Below are 16,537 nucleotides of genomic sequence, written 5' to 3' on the forward strand. Positions count from 1 at the left end.
GCAGGAGTGGGAGAGCAAGGCTTAAGCGTTGGGATAGAAAGGCGCGAGGAGTATGAGTGGATAGCAGGATTAAGCTCCTGGAATATATTTGAAATAAGGAAAAATTTATTATTTCGCTTTATATATTGTGAAACTATAATTAACATATTTTTATTATTTTGATGAATTTATTATAAATTTTTTCTAAAACATAACCTTTTTTTGTTTTTCTAATTTGTAAATTGTGTAACTTAGTCATACTAAAATGATTACGAATCTAAAATATACATTCTATGAAAAAACATTTATTCCCTCTATTTTTACTGTTCCTAGGCATTAATGCACAGGCTCAGCAGGATTTTTTTGCTATTGCAGGAAAGGATACTTCAAGTATTAATTTCAGTGATTTCCGAGCGATGGATGTAATGAACGGGACTTCCGGTGAAAAAATTTTTACTGCAGAATCATCTTCAAAGGTTATTTCCCAGACAAGAAGAGGAGTGGTAACAGAAGATAAAAATTCTTTCAATAACTCCCAGGCAGTAACTATGGCAGCATTGGCTTATGATTCTTCCAGCAATAACCTGGTATATATGCCTATGTTTTCTTCTAATATTTATGTTTTAAATCCTCAGACTAAAGAAATTATTTTAATAGAGAATAATGCCGTGAGAGTAACGTCTTGTGATATTAATTCTCATATTACAAGAATGGCTACAGGATATGATGGTAATATCTATGCTGCCAATAACTCCGGGACACAGTTTTTGCAGATCAGTAAAAAAGGTGGACAGTACGTGGTTAACGATCTTGGAATTATAAATGATGATGCTTCTAACGGTAAAAACTCATTTACTACGTTAGAAACTGGGTTTGGAGGTGATATGATTGCAGATGCAGATAATAATTTCTATGTTTTTGCAGCTTCAGGGAATGTTTTTAAAGTATCTGTTAAGGAATTAAAAGCAAAATTTGTAGGTAAAATTGCCGGGATTCCGGATAACTATTCTGTGAACGGTTCTGCAGTAAATGCACAGGGAAAAGTCGTAATAGCAAGTGCTAAAGGAGCTCCTTTATATGAAGTAGATTTAGCGACTTTACAGGCAAAGCAACTTCCGGGAGAACAGAATCTGCATATTTATGATCTGGCAAGTAAGTACTTTGTAAACGACAGAACTTCTTCGAATAGCCTTTCATTAACTGATCTTGATATTTATCCTACAAGGGTTGATGAGCAGTTTGTGAATGTTCATGTTAATAATAAGAGTGTAAAAGGAAATATTAAGCTTAATGTCTTCGATATGTCCGGTAAAAATGTTATGACTCAAAACCTGTCTGTTAAGGATGGATCTTTGGATCAGAAGGTTTATTTTAAAGGATTAATTAGTGGAGCTTATATTGTAAGTATAGCTGATGAATCAGGAAAAGTAATAATAAATAAGAAAATTCTTGTTACCCAATAATGGGTCATTAAAATTTATCAGTAAAATTAGACTTATCATAGAACCTTTTCAATTGTATTGAGAAGGTTTTTTAATGATTATTTGATACTCAACAAGTTTTATTTTTCGATATTAAAATGTACTTTTATAAAAAAATATAGATGAAACTATACTTTAATGTAGGATATATTGTAAAGGCCGGAGAGAATCTGGAGCTTGTGATTAAGGAAACAGGAGCTTCAGCTCATGTTTATACGATGTTTTGCGCAGAGAATGGTTTGTGGAAATGTGAAGTGGATTATTTTTCAAAATCCATTTATTATCAGTACAGAGTGGTTAATGAAAAAGGAAACGTTTTAAGAGAGGAATTTGTTCAGCATTATCTTAATTTTCCGCACAATTATAAAGAGTTTGTAATTTTTGATGAGTGGAATAATAAAAACTTCCCGGAGAATTATTTAAATAATAAAATTCTTTACAACAAGTTACACGATTTTAGCCTTGAGAAATCTGCAATTTTAAAAAAGCATACTCATCTATTCAGAATAGAAGCTCCTATCTATAATCCGGATTGGAGAATCGTCTTGTTTGGTAGTACAGCCTCATTAGGAAGCTGGGATTATCATAAGGCAGTTCCTTTATTCCAGACAGATTTTGGGGTTTGGGAAGTCTCTGTTGAGATTCCTGAAAATGAAAGTATTCAGTTTAAATACTGTATTTACGATACGAAGCAGAATAGAGTAATAGATGTAGAAACAGGAGAAAACAGATTTACAATAGCGAACCCATTACCGGATGTACTACAGATTGTTTCCAACCATTATTTCAGATTCAAAGGGTACCAGATGTATCATGATGCCGGAGTTGCTGTTCCTGTATTCTCATTGAGAAGTGAAGAAGGATTTGGAGTAGGAGAATTTTCTGATATTAAAAAATTAGCAGATTGGACAAGGGAAACAAATCTTGGAATCATTCAGATCCTTCCGATTAATGATACAACAGCCAATTATTCCTGGACGGATTCCTATCCTTATGCTGCAGTATCTGTATATGCTTTACATCCCCAATATATTTCACTGGAAAAACTTGATTTTTCTTTACCGAAAGAATTAGTTAAAGATTATGAAGCTGAGAAAGAGACTTTAAATGCTCTTGATCTTATTGATTATGAAAAAATGATCGAAGGGAAATGGAAGTATTTGACAGCCGTTTTTCAGGCAGAAAAAGATAAAATTTATAAAGACAGAAACTTTAAGAAATTCATTAAGGACAATGAATATTGGCTGGTTCCTTATTCTGCATTCTGTGTATTGAGAGATAAATACAAAACGCCTAATTTCAATGAGTGGAAAACTCATAAAAAATATATTGCCGGAAAGATCACACAGTTTTTTACGACAAAAAGTAAAGACTATGATCTTTCAATGCTTCATGCATGGGTACAGTATCAGCTTCATGTTCAATTGAAGGATGCTGTAGATTATACCCATAGTCTTGGAGTTTCTTTAAAAGGAGATCTTCCAATCGGAATCTATAGATATTCTGTTGAAGCATGGACTGAACCTGAACTGTTCGGAATGGATTTCCAAGCAGGAGCACCACCGGATCAGTTTACAGAGCTAGGACAAAATTGGGAATTCCCTACCTATAACTGGGAAGCTATGAAAGCAGATGACTACAGATGGTGGAAAAACAGATTCAAAGCACTGGAACAGTATTTTGATGCTATGAGGATCGACCATATTTTAGGTTTCTTTAGAATATGGAGGATGCCTGTTTCTGCTGTACAAGGTATTTTAGGATATTTTTATCCTGCGGTTCCTATTGTTGCAGATGAATTTAAAGCCTGGCAGATTCCGTTTACCTTTGACAGGTATTGCAAGCCGTTTATCAACAATGAGATTTTATGGAAAAATTTTGCAGGAGATAGTGGAAAAGCTCTTGTATTTATGGATCGTAAAGAAGATGGAACCTATTCCTTTAAAGAAGAATTTGATACCCAGCGAAAACTTGTAGATTTCTTTAAGAAAAAACCACATGGTCCACTTGAGGAAAAGTTGATTTCCCTTTGTGCCAATGTCCTGTTCTTACCGGAAGAAAAAAATGGAGAAACCGTTTATCATCCGAGGTTTAATGTTTATAATACAGAGTCTTATCAAAATCTTCCGGGATCTGAACAGAAAAGTATTTATGATCTGTACCACGATTATTTTTTCAGAAGACAAGATCATTTGTGGTACGAAAAAGCAATGGAGAAGCTGCCGGTTATCCTGAATGCAACAAAAATGCTGATCTGTGGTGAAGATCTTGGGATGGTTCCTGCCTGTGTACCTGTTGTAATGGATGAGCTGGCGATTATAGCCCTGAAAGTTCAGCGTATGCCTGCAGAGAATATCCCATTCTATGATCCAAGGAATGCTAATTATATGAATGTAGTTACAGCCTCTTCTCATGACAGCTCAACACTGAGACAATGGTGGAAAGAGGAGCCGGCTTTAACTCAGAGATATTTTAACCAGCAACTGATTCAGTATGGAAAAGCTCCGGAAGAATTAACTCCTGAACTAGCCGAGATCATTATGAAGCAGCATTTATACAACGAATCTATGCTGGCAATCTTCCCAATCCAGGAATTTCTGGCTACGGACGCGGATCTTACCAATCCTAAAATAGATAATGAAAGGATTAATAATCCTGCCGTTTTCCCTCATTATTGGCGCTATAGAATGCATATAAATCTGGATGAGCTTAAAAACCAGAAAGTTTTCAATGAAAAAATTGGAGATTGGATAAAAGACAGTGGTAGGATGTAAATTTAACAATTGATTTTCAGATTGTTACATATATATTGAAAGAAGTTTAATCTAAGGATTTAACTTCTTTTTTTTATTTGAATCAAAAAGATAGAATTAAGATATTCTGTTATATATTAACCAATTAACGACTATAGAGATGAAAAAAATATTTTTGGGATTAGCTTTTGGGCTTGGCGTTTTGACGTCTGCTCAGCAGTATCCGAATAATGGTTGGGGTGATGATGGTTATTATCAGAATGGAAATGGCTATTACGGCGATGAAGATGACAGAAATTATTTCCCTGATGATTATTATTATAACTATCCTCAGGATTATTATCCAAGTGATTATTATCAAAGCTATTATAACGACTACAGAACCAGTATTGTCAATATCGACTGGAATGGATTCTTTATACAGAACAGATTGACCCGTTGGCAGGTAGATCAGATCATGAGACTTAATAATCTGTATGCAAGTTTTTCTACTTGGGATAACTTTTACAGATATAATCCGGACAGATGGTACTATGACAGATTCTACGCTTTGGAAAGAATTATGGGACCAAGAGTCTTTGTAGTTTTTCAGAATAATTATTATAGAGGAGCGAATCCTGTTATTTACTTCCAAAATTATAGAAGATCTTATTATATGCCGCGATATACGGTAATGCCCAGATACAGAAATGTAAACATTAATATTTATAGAGTAGACCGGTCAAGGTTCAGAAGAACTGATAATCCTACTTTTGATGTAATCAGAGGAAGCAGCAGACCAAATAATGGTTTCAGAAATAATAATGAATCAAGTGGTGGTTTCCGTAATAATGGAAGAGAGACTAATTCCGGAGGTTTTAGAGGAAACTCTGAGAACAACAGCGGATTCAGAAGTAATTCAGATAATGAAGGCTTCAGAAACAATAATTCCGGAGGTTTTAGAAGGGATTCTGAGAACAGCGGATTCAGAGGAAACTCAGACAACAAAATTTTCAGAAATAATAATTCCGGGGGCTTCAGAGGAGGCAGTGAAGTGAAAAGAGAAGCAGCTCCGGCTAGAGAAAGTAATGGCGGTTTCAGAGGAAACAATGGTGGTTTCAGACAGCAAAGATCTGAAAATTCTTCACCAGGTCGTGGAAATAGTGGAGGCTTTAGAGGAAGCTTGGTAAGGAATTAATTTTCATATATTATATTTAAGTGGTGTGAAGGACAGGTTTTTATAATCTGTCCTTTTTTTTTGTTTATTATTGATTTATTTTAGTTAAATTTTAACATTATTTATGAATTTGTTAATTTAACTTATGATTTAATAGGTAATCAAAAAGATATAATAACAATTAATTAAATTTTTAAAGATGAAAAAATTAGTTTTAGCAATAGCATTTATGGGAATAGGAAGTTTTGCAATGGCACAACAGACAACTCCACAGGACAAGGAAGCAAGAAGAGCAGAAATGCAGCAAAAAATGCAACAGAAAGAGCAGGAACATCTTGCGCAGATGCAAAAAGACCTTAACCTTAATGCTTCTCAGGTAACACAGGTAAAAGCATTACATGAAAAAAGAAAAGCTGAAATGAAAGCTGACTTTGCAAAGAATAAAGAAGTAAGACAGGCAAAAATGGAAGAAATGAAAGCCAAAAGAGCACAAATGGATGCTGATATGAAGAAGATTCTTACTCCTGAACAATATGATAAATGGCAGGCTGACAGAAAAGCTAAAATGGAACAGAAAAGAATGGCAATGAAGGATAAAAGAATGATGAAAAAGCCTATGAACACTGCTGCTCCTGAAGTAAAATAACTGTTCGTGATTTTAATTTTTTAATGTGTAAAGGATGGATGATTTTCCATCCTTTTTGTATTAATTTTCTGTAAAACTTTTGATTTCGGGGTTTTATTCCCTATTTTTGACTATAAATTTAATACTTATGGTTAGCGAAAAAATTGCAAAATTAATTAACGAACAAATTGCTCACGAACAATACGCCGCTCAATATTATCTTTCAATGTCTGCATGGTTTTCAGGAAAAGACCTGGATGGAATTGCCAACTACTTCAGAGTACAAAGCAAAGAAGAATTAATGCATGCTGATAAAATGTTTGATTATCTGAATGATGTAGGGGGAGAAATTATCATCGGAGAAATTCCAAAACCTCCGCATGAGTTTGAAAATGCAACAGATATTTTTGAAAAAGCGTTGGCACATGAGAAAATAGTTACTAAAAGTATTTTCAATATTGTGAAAAATGCCAATGAAGAAGGAGATTTTGCAACAACATCGTTCCTTCAATGGTTCATCAACGAGCAGGTAGAAGAGGAAGCAAGTGCTTCTCAGTATGTAACGAAAATTAAAATGGTATGTGATAACCCATCTGCATTATACCTTTTTGATCAGGAACTTTCTCAGAGAGTATTTGCACCTAATACAACTGCTTAAAACCTGAAAAAGTTTTCAATAATATAAAAACCGCTGTTCTTTGGAATAGCGGTTTTTTGTGAGTAGACTTTATTATAAACAATATGTAATAAAGAGTTATATAGGAAAATTACTTATAGGCTTCATTTAGCTCAATTTCAAACTTCCTCTGCTCTTTTTCATTAAACTCTTCTACTAGTACGCTTCTAAAATAAGGTAATAATTTTTTATCATGATCCAGCTTTGCAATCCTGGAAATAAAATCCCGGTCTATAATGGCCTTATCCTTTTGGAAAAGTAGCAGCAGATATTCAGTACTATACTTCTCAGGATTACTTTTTATTTTGCCAATAACATCTCTGAAAATAATTTCATTACTGTCAAAATGAAAACAGCAGACCAGGTAGAAAAATAGATCATTTAATTGCTCATCCTTTAGCCATTTATCAATTTCCTCCTGATTAGGCGTAAACAATAACTTATTAAGAACAATATTATATTCCTCACTATGATCAAGGTTTTTATAATCAGACGAATTGTAATATTTTAAGCTTGATGTATCCAAAAGAGGAAATTCTGTATCAAAAGAGATGATCCTTTCTTTCGGAAAAAGAACCAATCTGGAAGCATCTCCACTAGCGCTGTCTTTTTGAAAAATATGATAAGGGATAATCTGGTATGTTGTATTGTTTACCGGTATTTTTAGGTTTTTATTTACTATTTTGTTAAACTCTGATTCAGAAGGAGCTTTATAATGTTCGTGGATTAGAAATTCACTCACAAGTTTTCCGATTTTCCGATAATAATCTTCCTTATGTTCTGGGCTCCATGAATCCATTACATATGCTTCATCCGAATCTTCCCGTTCATAACTATAGGTCTGTGCTTTTTGTTTACAACCGATAAACAGGAATAGTATTGTAGTTATAATACTTAATTTCATGATTATAATGGATTAGTTGAGAGGTTGAATAGCTTTTATAGCATGACTGCTGTTGATGCTGTATAACGAGAATACCGAAACAATAGTCAATAAGTATAAGACACATAATAAGAATAGTTTCTTGCCATTTCCTTTTCCAATTGAAAAGAACTGTATCAGAAAAAGTAAAGGATATACAAGGATAATCACTGTAAAAAAAATAAAAAACCACGTCATGACTAAAGAAAACAGACTCTGGATATTAATCGTTTCAACACTTCTGTTAAAAGAAACATGAGCTGCTTTATCCCAATAATAGAGGGCTGTTAAAATAATAAAAATACTGAAGCTGATCCATTGGATATTGAATAAGATTTTCCAGTTTTTAATGATGAAACTTTTCAACATAGCCTTTGTGTATTTTTAGTCTGCGAAGAATTATTTATTCTGCCTTTGCCTCTGTATTCTGATAGCGGTAATAAAAACTACAGCACCTATAATAATACTGAAAAAAGTAGATTTAAAGAGGCTTTCTGTAGGCATATACCTAAAACCTTCTGCAGTTACAGGCGGATCAATATAATCCAGAATATTATATATGACAATTCCGGATAAGGTTATCATAAAGACGCTTATAAGAAACGAGATAAAATAAATTTTCATGGCTAAAGCATTAATACTTGTGTTAGTTTTTAAGGGCGCTTTTTTAATGTTTTTCCAGTAGTTTTTTATATGACGAAAGATACAACTAAATCTATATCTTTCGTTGGTTCAACAAGTATTATATTACTGTTAAGAAAAATTGTATCTGAGAACAGACCGATAATATAATAAGGATATTAAATCCAGTTAGAACTCTGATCGTTTTATACACTTTATTCCGGTTCTATTCTGATAATAGAATTTCCAAGGTCGAATTAAAAAAATAATCCTTTTTTACTTTTATTTTAATTGACTGCAAATTAGGATAATAATTGAAATATAGGAAGTTACAGATAAATGATCTGTGTTTTCAAAACTTTTTTACCCAGCCTTTCAAGAATGTTTTTATAGCCTTGTACCTGCTCTTCATCCTTATCTTTCTGTTCGCCGGTTTTAAAATCTACAATAATATAACCTTCCTCACTTTTTAAAATACGGTCAGGTCTTGAAATATGACTTTCTCCATTTTCAGAGATCATGATATCTTTTTCATTGATGACTTCCCATTTCTCATCAAAAAACTCAGCATACGTTCTTATGATTTCCTGGAGAGTGCTTTGTATCTCATTTTTCTCTTCAAGTGTAATCTGGCCTTCAAGTGCGTATCCTTCCAGAACTTTGTTGATGTCTTTTTCAGTATTGATCTTCGATAAAAGCTCATGCACAAAAAGTCCGATTCTTACTTTTTCATTTCGTACCTGATAATTTTTGGACGGAGTCGCAATTTTGATGGAAGTACTTTTTTCATTTACATTCTTCAGGTTCTGAATGTTTTGGGTTTTGAAAGATGAGCTTTTCGTCTTTGAGTACTTTTTCAACATTTCAGACTTCACTTCATACAAATCAAATGAATCCAGGTTTTCAGTGTTTTTTGTCTGAATAAATTCTAACAGTTCAAGATTATTAGAAGTTTTATTCGCCTTTTGAAGATAGAAAAATAGCTGTTCGACAGGTCTTGTTGTTGCTACATACTGCAAACAAAGTCTATCGATCAGGTTTTTATAAGAATTCTTTTTGTTAAACTTTTGAATTTCCTCATCGTATACTTCCAGATTCTTACTGAACTGATTGATGTTGACAGATTTTAAAGCATCATTCTCATTCGTTTCAAACCAGTTGGTAAACTCGCTATCACGGTTTTTGTTCATCATAGGAATAAAAACGATAGGAAACTCCAGTCCCTTAGATTTGTGGATCGTCATGACCTGGATAGCATCAATATTTTCAGAAGCCTGAATGGTGTAGGAAGAAGCTTCTTCGTCCCAGTATTTTAAAAACTCTTTGGTACTTGCTCCCGCATTTTGTGTAAAATTGAAAAGCATTTCCAAAAAGTTCAACAGAAAGTCAGTTTCCTTATTTTCTACTGAAAATTCATTGATGTAATATTCTATAAAATTATACAGATTGAATCTCGGGAAATGATCCTGCTTCAGCTGCAGCGAATATTTCTGCTGAATAAACTGAAGAATTTCCTCATGACCTTCAATATCCAGGATTTCTTTCATTTCAAGGGTAAAATCTGCCATGTGAATTTTTCCCAACGTATTCAGATAATACATCATCATAATCAGGCATGGCTTATTCTTCGGATTGATTTCCCATCTTAAGAACTCAATGACTGCTTTCAAAGTATTGGAAAGCTCCAGTGTAAGACCTTTATCAGATATAGTTTTAATATTGGTTTCCTCGCCATGGTAATTCACTTTTAAATTTCCCAGCTTTTGAGAATAGCTGAAAATATCAAAATTTCCACGGCATAGAATCGTAATATCAGAAAACTTAAACCCATTATCCAGACATTCCTGTATATCTTTTCGCATACACTCAGAAGTATCATCATAAAACTCTTCATTGGTGAGATTTTCGATAAGGTTTACTCTTACCCGCCCGTCAATCTTAGATTTAGGAGTTTGCTCCGCATCCTTCCCGAAAATATTTTTATGTTCCTCTTCCAGCTCCAGAGAATGGTATTGATACAGTTCATTATTAAACTGCACAATATTTCTGGCACTTCTCCAGTTGTCTTTAAGAACAAGAAGGTCTGCTTCTTTAGGCGAAAATTCTTTCTTGTTGATAATATCCAGCATCAGTTTGCTTTCCCCACCCCGGAATCTGTAAATACTCTGTTTAGGGTCTCCTACAAGAGTAAACGAAGTATATTCAGTAGAGACACTATGATCCCTCAGCGGAACAAAATTCTGCCACTGTAACTCTGACGTATCCTGAAATTCATCAAAGAAATAATGCTGAAACTGTGAACCTACTTTTTCATAAATAAAGGCAGAAGGTTCATTTTTAAGATTTTCATTGATAAGAATATTAAACTTTGAAAGAAGAACAAGGTCATTCTCTTCCTCAATTTTTTTCAGCTCATCCTGAATATCTTTATTAACCTTTAAAGGAAGCAATGCAGATAAAACCTTTTCCTTCTTCTGAGTCTCAATATACAACAGAATAAGTTTCATTCTGTTTTCAATAAGCTGATCCAGAATATCCAAGATTTCAGCTTCTTTATGCTTTGATTTTGAAGAGGCTCCTTTCCTGTAATTGTTGATTACAGACTCTTCCTGAGTCGTAGGAAAAGGAAACCCGGCTCTTTTCTGTTGGTAAAAATCAATAACCTTAGTAAAGAAACCTCCGATCCCGTTTTTTCCCTGAGCAAAATCTTCAATTTCAATATTTTTGGATTTAAACAATTCAATAGAACTTGCAGCAAGATCTGCAGCCTGTTTTTTATTAAGAACAATCTCTTTCCTAAGCGCGTTTTTGATGTCTTCATAATTGGTGTCATCAAAACTCTGATTACTTTTCAGATGCTCATAGTGAATATCTTTTACAAACTCTTTTGCTGAGTCGTAAAGATTTTTGTTAAGATTAATCCTTTCGTTATTTTCAAGACTGTAATCCACATAATCCATGAAAGAATTGGAGATCGTTTCATTCTCACCGATCTGATCCAGCATTTTATCCACAGCTTCAATCAGAAACGGTTCTGCTTCAATTTCCAGGTTAAAGTTTTTAGCCAGCCCCAACTCATAGGAAAAGCTTCTTACCAGCCTGGAATTAAAACGGTCAATCGTTCCGATATTTAAAGTGGAATAATTATGAAGAATATGGTCCAGTAATCTTTTAGAACGAAGATGCAGTTCATCAAGAGTAATTTTTAATCCCTGCTCTTCAAAGGCTTTCTGGATATTTTTAAGATCAGCATTCTCTGCATAATTACTGGCAGTGAAATTCCCAAGCCAGGACAGAATTCTTTCCTTCATCTCATTAGCAGCCTTATTCGTAAAAGTCAGGGCAAGAATATTCCTGATCGATTGCTGTTGGTTAGGGTAACGGAGACAGATCATCAGAAGTCTCTGAACCAGGGCATATGTTTTCCCGGATCCCGCAGAAGCATTGATGACTGTGTAAGAATTTTGCATTGTTAAAAGAGAATTGAGACTGCAAGTTAGCTAAAATTTAAAAGAAAATTTAACAATTCAATCCGGCTATTTAACAGTTTCGGGAGCAAAAGACAGAAAGAAAATATTAAAAGGCGTTAACGGTGGTTAAACTTATGGTATAAATTAAAAATAATTTTAGCTTTGCTCTATAAAAAATAACCTGTGAAATTCAAACTACTTCTTTTTTTATCACTCATTTTCTTCATTCATTCCAATGCCCAAAATTATATCTTCGGAAAGATAGTTGCTGAGAGTGGTGCGGAAATGCAGGATGTTACTGTCGTTAATATTCGGACAGACGACATGGTCTTGTCAAATGGTGATGGTCATTTTATGATTTCCGGAAGAGTAGGTGATGAATTACGTTTTATAAAAGCCGGTTATGATAGAGTGGAGAAAAAAGTATCTCAGGAAAATGTACAGTCTCCTATGAACATCAGTCTCATCCGGTCAACCATTCAGATTCCCGAAGTAGAGGTAAAACAGGGACTTACCGGAAACCTGAAAATAGATTCCCGAAGCTATAACAAGCCGAAAAAGGTTGAAAAACTGTTGGCTGATCTTGGAAAATATATGTCGCAGAAATCAGATCCGAGGATTCTTGCTGCAAAACCAGGGGAATTTGTACAGCCGAAAGGAGAGGGATTCATGATTGGGAAGGCTAAAAACAAATGGGATGATATTGATTTAACGAACTATATACGGGCAAGTCTTGGAGATGATTATTTTACCAATCTTAAAATAGAGAAACCACTGATTGATCATTTTATTTCCTATGTTTTTGCTGGAGGTTTTGAAAGGAAAAAGATCCTGAAATATGGATTTTGCAGTGATGCGGATCTGTATAGATTTCAACGTTTTGTACTCACCAGAATTCCGTCTTATCGTACTCCACAAGTTCAGAGGTAATGTAAAAAAAGGCTAGAGACTCAGGAAACAATACCAGTCTTTCACGCATACTGTAAAATAAATAAACTGTACGATAAATAAAATATCGTTACTTTTATATCTATAATAAATTGGATTATAAACTCAAAAATATACTAAGCATATATTGGGGAAAAGGTTTTCTCTTCCTTACAATACTATGTACTCATCTTGTATTGGCCCAGCAAACTGTAACCGGAAGGATTATTGATGATAATGGTGACAATCTGAGTGCTGTAACTATTGTTAATATGTCTACCGATAAGAAGGCATATTCGAATTCGATGGGGATGTTTTCTATTGAAGCCAATTCTAATGATGAACTGAGGTTTGTAAAAGAGGATTTCAAAAGAGTTTCCAGAAGAGTTCTTACAGATGGTGCCAATACACAATTGCTGATAACCCTTTTTCAGATTCCAAAGGATATTGGAGAAGTAAAAATCGTAAAGAAACTGTCCGGTGATCTGGAGCAGGATTCCAGAATTGTTGCGAAAGTAGACAAAGGAGAGCAGGTAAAACAGGCTGTTGGCCTTCCGGAGCCCATTGGAAAGATGCGCGAAAAACCGGCAGAAGTGAAAAGTGTACTGTTACCTATCCTGTTGGGAAATCTCAATGTACAGGGAGTTTATGATCTTGTAAGCGGTAAAGCCAGGAAGCAGAAGAGACTTTATAGATATGATGATCTGCAGGAGCATATTGAATGGGTTAGAAGCAGGGTAGAGGACGATTATTTTGTTAAGGCTGGAATTCCTGACAACAAAATTTCAGAGTTCATAGAATTTTCATTTGTTGCAAAACCTCAGGTTCGTACCTATGTAAAAGCAAGAAACTTGTCGGGTGCCCTATTGAGAATGGAAGAAGTTATCCCGCTTTTTATTGAACGCTTAAAGAATAGTCATCAATAAATCTGATTTTCTTTTATAATCAGTAGCTTTTCTTTAATGTTAAAATTTTCTTAAAATATTGGAATGGAAATTGCTGCAATATTCTCATAATCAAAATCAATTCACAAATTTTATGAATAAAAACATTATTGCGGTAGCTATAGGAGCACTAGGCTTTGTACTGGGCCTCGGTTTTTTAGGGAATGCAATCAAAAACAGGAATAAATCTGAAAATACAATCTCTGTAACAGGGTTAGGATCCAAACAGTTTACCGCTGATCTTATTACCTGGTCTGGAAGTTTTTCTAAGAATAATGTTGATCTGAAATCAGCTTATGATGAATTGGCTATGGACAGAAAAGTGATCAACGATTATCTGACTTCGAAGGGAATAAAGCAGAATGAAATTGTTTTCTCTTCCGTAGACATTCAGAAACAGTTCAGAAGTTATAATGATTCCAATGGGAATTATGTTCAGGGAGAATTTTCCGGTTATAACCTGACTCAAAATGTATCTATTGAAAGCAAGGAAGTAGGCGAAATTGAAAACCTTTCCAGAAATATTACTGAAATTATCAACCGCGGAATTGAGTTCACCTCTTCTTCGCCTTCCTATTTCTATACCAAATTAGCTACTGTAAAGCAGGAAATGATTGCCAGTGCGACAAAAGATGCCAAAGAACGTGCAGAAAAAATTGCAGAAAACTCAGGAAGTAGTTTAGGAAATCTTAAAAAAGCTACGATGGGAGTTATTCAGATTACAGCACCCAATTCAAATGAAGATTATTCTTATGGCGGAACATTCAATACCTCTTCTAAAGAAAAAGAAGCCAGCATTACCATCAAACTGGAATATGAAGTGAACTGATTTACAATCAAAGGATTATTTAATTCGTCAGGTTTAAAAGAATGAAAATAAAGCGCAAACATCTGTAGTTAATTCTCTTATCAATTAACTTTTTAAATCAATAAAAAATAAACGCCGGAAATACTCCGGCGTTCTATATTAAGGATATACAATATCGCAAATTTCATTTTTAAGCTCTTCCACATTTTCAGGAGAATAATTGGCCAGCAGCCATAAGTTCAGAGATTGTTTTCCCTCTCCATAGCTTGGCTGTACATAAGTGGTATCAATCAGACCAAAGTTGTTTCTCTGATAGAAAGAATAGCGTCTTTTAGCATCTTCATTCTGATTTTCAGGTTCAATTTCAAGGATTATTTGTGGATAACTTTCCAGTAGATGTCCCATAATATGTGATCCCAGCTTTTTACTTCTGAAAGTTTCAAACACTTCAAAATGTTCCACAAAAACAAAAGAACTCAATTTCCATAAGATGAGGTATCCCACATCTTCAGATTCATGTACTACAGACATGAAACTTACATTCGGATTTGAAAATAAATCCAGAAACTGTTCCTTATCTCTTTGCTCGTCTACAGGAAAAGTGCTGGTATAAGAAGTATAGATTCCCTGAACTCTATGATCTTCAGCAGACGTAATCGGTAAAAATTCCATAATTGTTATAAGTCGAAGACGCTTGGTCTTCTGGTGATAAAAATATCTTTAATCCACAAAGTAAATGCCAAACCCAGATAAATCAGAAAGAAAAAGCCGGCTGTGGCGAAAGTAGAGTAGATGAAGAAGATCCTTAATTTGGATACAGGAATTCCCAGCTTAGCTCCTGTTCTTGTCAGTACACCAAACCATTCTCTTTCCATTTTATGACGGATATTACTCAGCATTTCAAGATTCTTTTAAAAGTTTAAATCCAATACTGCAAGTTAAGCAATTTTTTCCGTCACATGAATTTTTATAATGATAAATCAGGCTCTGGCTTTCCAGGGCCGTTTTAACAAGAACTCCAAGATTTTTCCAGTTCTGGATTACTGAGTTTTTTTCAGCAGTAATATTCTGATAGAATTCTAAGATCTTATCAGCAGTTTCTTCTTGATGATATTTATGATAAGTGTATTTTAAAGGAAGTATGGTATTCAAGATGATGAGGTCAATAAAATCTTTGCTCAAAGTCTTAGGATGTACTTTCGAAATCGTTCCGAAATTGAAATGGCAATCCCAATATTCCGAAGCTTTTACCGATTTAAACAGATCATACAGCTCTTCAGTGCTTTCTGCATCCATGATCTTTGAAAATAAATTCTGATGCTGATAAAGGTCTGCAAGCTGAGATAAACGGATCGTAGGAAAATTAGGTGGTCTTAATCTTAAAAACTTAGGATGAAAAACAAGATCCGGAAGCTTAAATTTTAATTTAAGGAAGTCAAATTCCCGTTTCCATATTTTCATTTGTCCGTCTTCGGGAGTGGCAAGCCATCCTGAAATTCCGAATAATAAAGCTTCAAGCTGTAAAGGATTCTGCCGGATTTTATTAATAATACTGTAATCAATACTTTCAGCAATCTGCCTGAAAATATGAGCATTCACTTTTAATCCAAAAGAATACGCTAGGCTGTGAAATAAAACTGCTTCAAAATTATTTTTGTAAAGGACTAAGCTTTGCTCCAGTTCAACAGATTTTTCCTCCAGTTTTTTCAGTATATTTCCTTCATGAAAATGTAAAGGGATCTTATCTTTGTTAAAGATATTTTCACAGGCTATAAACTGGTTTCCATTGATTAACTTTTCGTATTTCCGGATGATATTTTCATCAATGTGATGCTTCAGTTCAAGAGTAGAGACTTGCTGATCTGTAAGTTGACTTATTTCTACATCATGCTGAAATACGACATGAAGAATAATATTCTGGTAATTGGGATCCTGAGAATGATTATGGAAAATCCAGTCCGAGGAGCGGACATGCAGTTCTATATTTCCGGCAAGAATTACCCCGTTGATTTTGATCTTAGAATTGATAAAATCCGGGCCGGCATCTTTGTTCCATTTCCCAAAATGTATGATCTCAACGGAATTTCCTTCAATATCCTTGAAGTCAAAATATTTGAAAACCTTATAGTTCCAAAGATATTGAAGCAATTTTTCTGTCATAAGTGTAAGAAGAAA

General features: G+C 34.2%; 15 protein-coding genes. 8 read left to right on the forward strand and 7 right to left on the reverse strand.

What is annotated here, in order from left to right:
• Window positions 1-272: 272 nt before the first annotated feature.
• The 5 genes from M2372_RS23325 (at window position 273) to M2372_RS23345 (ending at window position 6,652) form a co-directional block, all read left to right on the forward strand.
• Window positions 273-1,442: a T9SS type A sorting domain-containing protein gene (locus tag M2372_RS23325; protein WP_123321510.1), complete on the forward strand. Its 1,170-nt coding sequence runs from the start codon at window positions 273-275 to the stop codon at window positions 1,440-1,442.
• A gap of 140 nt (window positions 1,443-1,582) precedes the next feature.
• The gene (locus tag M2372_RS23330; protein WP_123321511.1) at window positions 1,583-4,234 is read left to right on the forward strand and encodes a 4-alpha-glucanotransferase; all 2,652 of its coding nucleotides are present in this window, start codon (window positions 1,583-1,585) and stop codon (window positions 4,232-4,234) included.
• A 139-nt stretch (window positions 4,235-4,373) separates the two neighbouring features.
• Complete coding sequence (locus tag M2372_RS23335; protein WP_123321512.1) at window positions 4,374-5,390, forward strand: hypothetical protein; 1,017 nt, start codon at window positions 4,374-4,376, stop codon at window positions 5,388-5,390.
• Between the two features lie 178 nt (window positions 5,391-5,568).
• Entirely contained in the window at window positions 5,569-6,015 is a 447-nt protein-coding gene (locus M2372_RS23340) for a hypothetical protein (protein ID WP_123321513.1), read from the forward strand.
• A gap of 127 nt (window positions 6,016-6,142) precedes the next feature.
• A complete protein-coding gene (locus M2372_RS23345) occupies window positions 6,143-6,652 on the forward strand; it encodes a ferritin (RefSeq protein WP_115972769.1) in 510 nt (169 codons plus the stop codon).
• A 109-nt stretch (window positions 6,653-6,761) separates the two neighbouring features.
• Here M2372_RS23345 and M2372_RS23350 read toward each other — a convergent pair whose 3' ends face one another.
• The 4 genes from M2372_RS23350 to M2372_RS23365 form a co-directional block, all read right to left on the reverse strand.
• A complete protein-coding gene (locus M2372_RS23350) occupies window positions 6,762-7,574 on the reverse strand; it encodes a hypothetical protein (RefSeq protein ID WP_123321514.1) in 813 nt (270 codons plus the stop codon).
• A 12-nt stretch (window positions 7,575-7,586) separates the two neighbouring features.
• On the reverse strand, window positions 7,587-7,961 hold the full coding sequence (locus M2372_RS23355) for a hypothetical protein (protein WP_123321515.1): 375 nt from the start codon (window positions 7,959-7,961) through the stop codon (window positions 7,587-7,589).
• Between the two features lie 30 nt (window positions 7,962-7,991).
• A complete protein-coding gene (locus tag M2372_RS23360) occupies window positions 7,992-8,177 on the reverse strand; it encodes a hypothetical protein (RefSeq protein ID WP_115972766.1) in 186 nt (61 codons plus the stop codon).
• Window positions 8,178-8,542: 365 nt separating this feature from the next.
• Window positions 8,543-11,683, reverse strand: coding sequence for an exodeoxyribonuclease V subunit beta (locus M2372_RS23365; RefSeq protein WP_123321516.1), 3,141 nt, complete (start codon window positions 11,681-11,683; stop codon window positions 8,543-8,545).
• A 183-nt stretch (window positions 11,684-11,866) separates the two neighbouring features.
• Here M2372_RS23365 and M2372_RS23370 point away from each other — a divergent pair, with 183 nt between their 5' ends.
• The 3 genes from M2372_RS23370 (at window position 11,867) to M2372_RS23380 (ending at window position 14,383) form a co-directional block, all read left to right on the forward strand.
• On the forward strand, window positions 11,867-12,613 hold the full coding sequence (locus M2372_RS23370; RefSeq protein ID WP_115972764.1) for a carboxypeptidase-like regulatory domain-containing protein: 747 nt from the start codon (window positions 11,867-11,869) through the stop codon (window positions 12,611-12,613).
• Window positions 12,614-12,723: 110 nt separating this feature from the next.
• On the forward strand, window positions 12,724-13,536 hold the full coding sequence (locus tag M2372_RS23375) for a carboxypeptidase regulatory-like domain-containing protein (protein WP_228455801.1): 813 nt from the start codon (window positions 12,724-12,726) through the stop codon (window positions 13,534-13,536).
• 112 nt (window positions 13,537-13,648) lie between these two features.
• Entirely contained in the window at window positions 13,649-14,383 is a 735-nt protein-coding gene (locus M2372_RS23380) for an SIMPL domain-containing protein (RefSeq protein ID WP_123321599.1), read from the forward strand.
• 138 nt (window positions 14,384-14,521) lie between these two features.
• On the opposite strand, the gene M2372_RS23385 is transcribed toward M2372_RS23380, so the two are convergent.
• The 3 genes from M2372_RS23385 to M2372_RS23395 are packed head-to-tail and all read right to left on the reverse strand — an operon-like array spanning window position 14,522 to window position 16,522.
• On the reverse strand, window positions 14,522-15,034 hold the full coding sequence (locus M2372_RS23385; protein WP_123321517.1) for a GNAT family N-acetyltransferase: 513 nt from the start codon (window positions 15,032-15,034) through the stop codon (window positions 14,522-14,524).
• Between the two features lie 5 nt (window positions 15,035-15,039).
• Window positions 15,040-15,261, reverse strand: a complete 222-nt coding sequence (locus tag M2372_RS23390) for a PspC family transcriptional regulator (protein ID WP_034695702.1) — start codon at window positions 15,259-15,261, stop codon at window positions 15,040-15,042.
• Between the two features lies 1 nt (window position 15,262).
• Window positions 15,263-16,522, reverse strand: coding sequence for a DUF2851 family protein (locus tag M2372_RS23395; RefSeq protein ID WP_123321518.1), 1,260 nt, complete (start codon window positions 16,520-16,522; stop codon window positions 15,263-15,265).
• Window positions 16,523-16,537: the final 15 nt, after the last annotated feature.

Source organism: Chryseobacterium sp. BIGb0232, assembly GCF_024810195.1.
Classification (GTDB): Bacteria; Bacteroidota; Bacteroidia; order Flavobacteriales; family Weeksellaceae; genus Chryseobacterium; species Chryseobacterium pennae.